The sequence below is a fragment of the Stenotrophomonas sp. 05L44_2 genome (genome assembly GCF_056665995.1).
The window spans coordinates 1-1,620 of the sequence record NZ_JBFTNR010000844.1; the positions used below are offsets into that span (position 1 = coordinate 1).

General features: G+C 70.0%; 3 protein-coding genes. 2 read left to right on the plus strand and 1 reads right to left on the minus strand.

Going from position 1 to position 1,620, the window contains the following annotated elements; genetic code table 11:
- The coding region (locus AC1VAN_RS21225) for a retropepsin-like aspartic protease family protein (protein ID WP_480986682.1) at positions 1–873 on the minus strand (873 nt) is incomplete at its 3' end.
- Between the two features lie 50 nt (positions 874–923).
- Between AC1VAN_RS21225 and AC1VAN_RS21230 the strand changes: the two genes are divergently transcribed.
- Positions 924–1,442: a hypothetical protein gene (locus tag AC1VAN_RS21230; protein ID WP_312962960.1), complete on the plus strand. Its 519-nt coding sequence runs from the start codon at positions 924–926 to the stop codon at positions 1,440–1,442.
- Positions 1,443–1,479: 37 nt separating this feature from the next.
- A partial coding sequence (locus tag AC1VAN_RS21235) for a helix-turn-helix domain-containing protein (protein WP_480986683.1) occupies positions 1,480–1,620 on the plus strand: 141 nt, incomplete at its 3' end.

Sequence of the window (1,620 nt, forward strand, 5' to 3'; positions counted from 1 at the left end):
CAGCTGGCCATCGCCGCCGAAGCGGACCCGGCCCATCGCGCGCAGCACCGGGAAGCCGATGATCGCGTCGATGTGGTAGCCGCCGGGCACCGGCATGTCCAGCTGTGCATCGTCCAGCACCAGGAACACCACATTGCGCAGGTCCAGCCCGGCCAACTGCAGGCGGTCGGCGATGGCCACGCGGGTGGCTACGGTGCGCCGGCTCGAACTGCCCACCGCGGCCTCGTCGCCGATCTGCAGGCCGAGCCGTTGCGCAGTGCTGGCCGAGATCACCGACAGATTGGCGCCGGTATCGAGCACCGATTCCTGCGCACGGCCGTTGATGAGCACCGATGCGCGCGGCAGGCCGACCTTGTCGCGCGCGAATGCCGTGGGCGCAGGCGTGAACTGCTGCACGCGCTGCGGCGGCGCGCTTGCCAGTGCAGCGGCCAGTGTCGCCAGGGTCTGGCTGCCCTCCACTGCATCGCGGTCGGCAGGGCAGCGTTCGAACACGCGCAGGGATGCCTGCGCCGCGGCTGCGGCGCGCGCGTAGTCGGCCGCAGCGAAAGCCGCATCGGCGATGACCCGCTGCGCCAGCGCGGTATCGCAGGTGCCACCGCCGCGCTGGGCAATGAAGGCCTCGGCCAGGCTGATCGCCTGCCGCTCATGCAGTTGCGCCGCTGCCTGCCGTGCCTGTGCCAGCAACGGCCACGGCGCGGGCAGCACGGCCGAGGCATCGGCCAACGCAGACAGGTTGCCGTCGGCCGCCTCCCGCAGGCGCTCCCGCGCATCATCGGCGGAGAGCGGGCCCGCCCAGCAGGGCAGGGACATCAGCAGGCAGAGCGCTGCCACCGACATGGCGCGGGCGCGCGGCAGCTTGGAATGTGCAGTCATCCGAAGTATCCTGTAGATGGATAAAAACTTTCTGTAAAACAGAAATTACTATGCGCGAATCAGAAAAATCAAGACGTCTCGTCCAGGCCGCGCGCCGGCTGCGCTGGGTGGCGTGGGCCGGCGTGCTGCTGGCGCCGCTGTTGACCGCGGCAGCGCTGGCCAATACGTGGCTGGGCAGCACCGCGCCGGTGCAGGCGGAAATGGATGCGGGTGGGTTGCCGCTGGCCTGGGCCGGTACGCTGGCGCTGGCGCAGGCGGCACTGGTGGCCGCAGCGTTGTGGCAGCTGGCGCAGCTGCTGGGCCAGGTCCGCATCGAGCGCCTCTTCCCCCTGCAGGGCAGCCGCCGCTTCGGCCGTTTTGCCGGTCTGCTGCTGCTGGCGGTGCTGGTCAACGGCGTGCTGGCGCCGCTGCTGGGCGCACTGCTGTCGGCCAGCGCGCACGGCCAGCTGCGCCTGTCCATCGACGGTGCCGACCTGCTGGCCGTGCTGGTGACCCTGGTACTGTGGCTGGTGGCCCGCTTCCTCGATGCCGCAGCGCGGTACGAGGACGACCATCATTCGATCATCTGAGGCGCCGATGGGAAGCATCGTCATCCGCCTCGATGTCATGCTGGCGCTGCGCAAGGTGCGCTCGCGCGAGCTGGCGCAGCATGTGGGCATCACCGAATCGAACCTGTCGCTGCTCAAGTCCGGGCGCGTGCGCGGCGTGCGCTTCGACACGCTGGCGCGGATCTGCGAGTACCTGCAG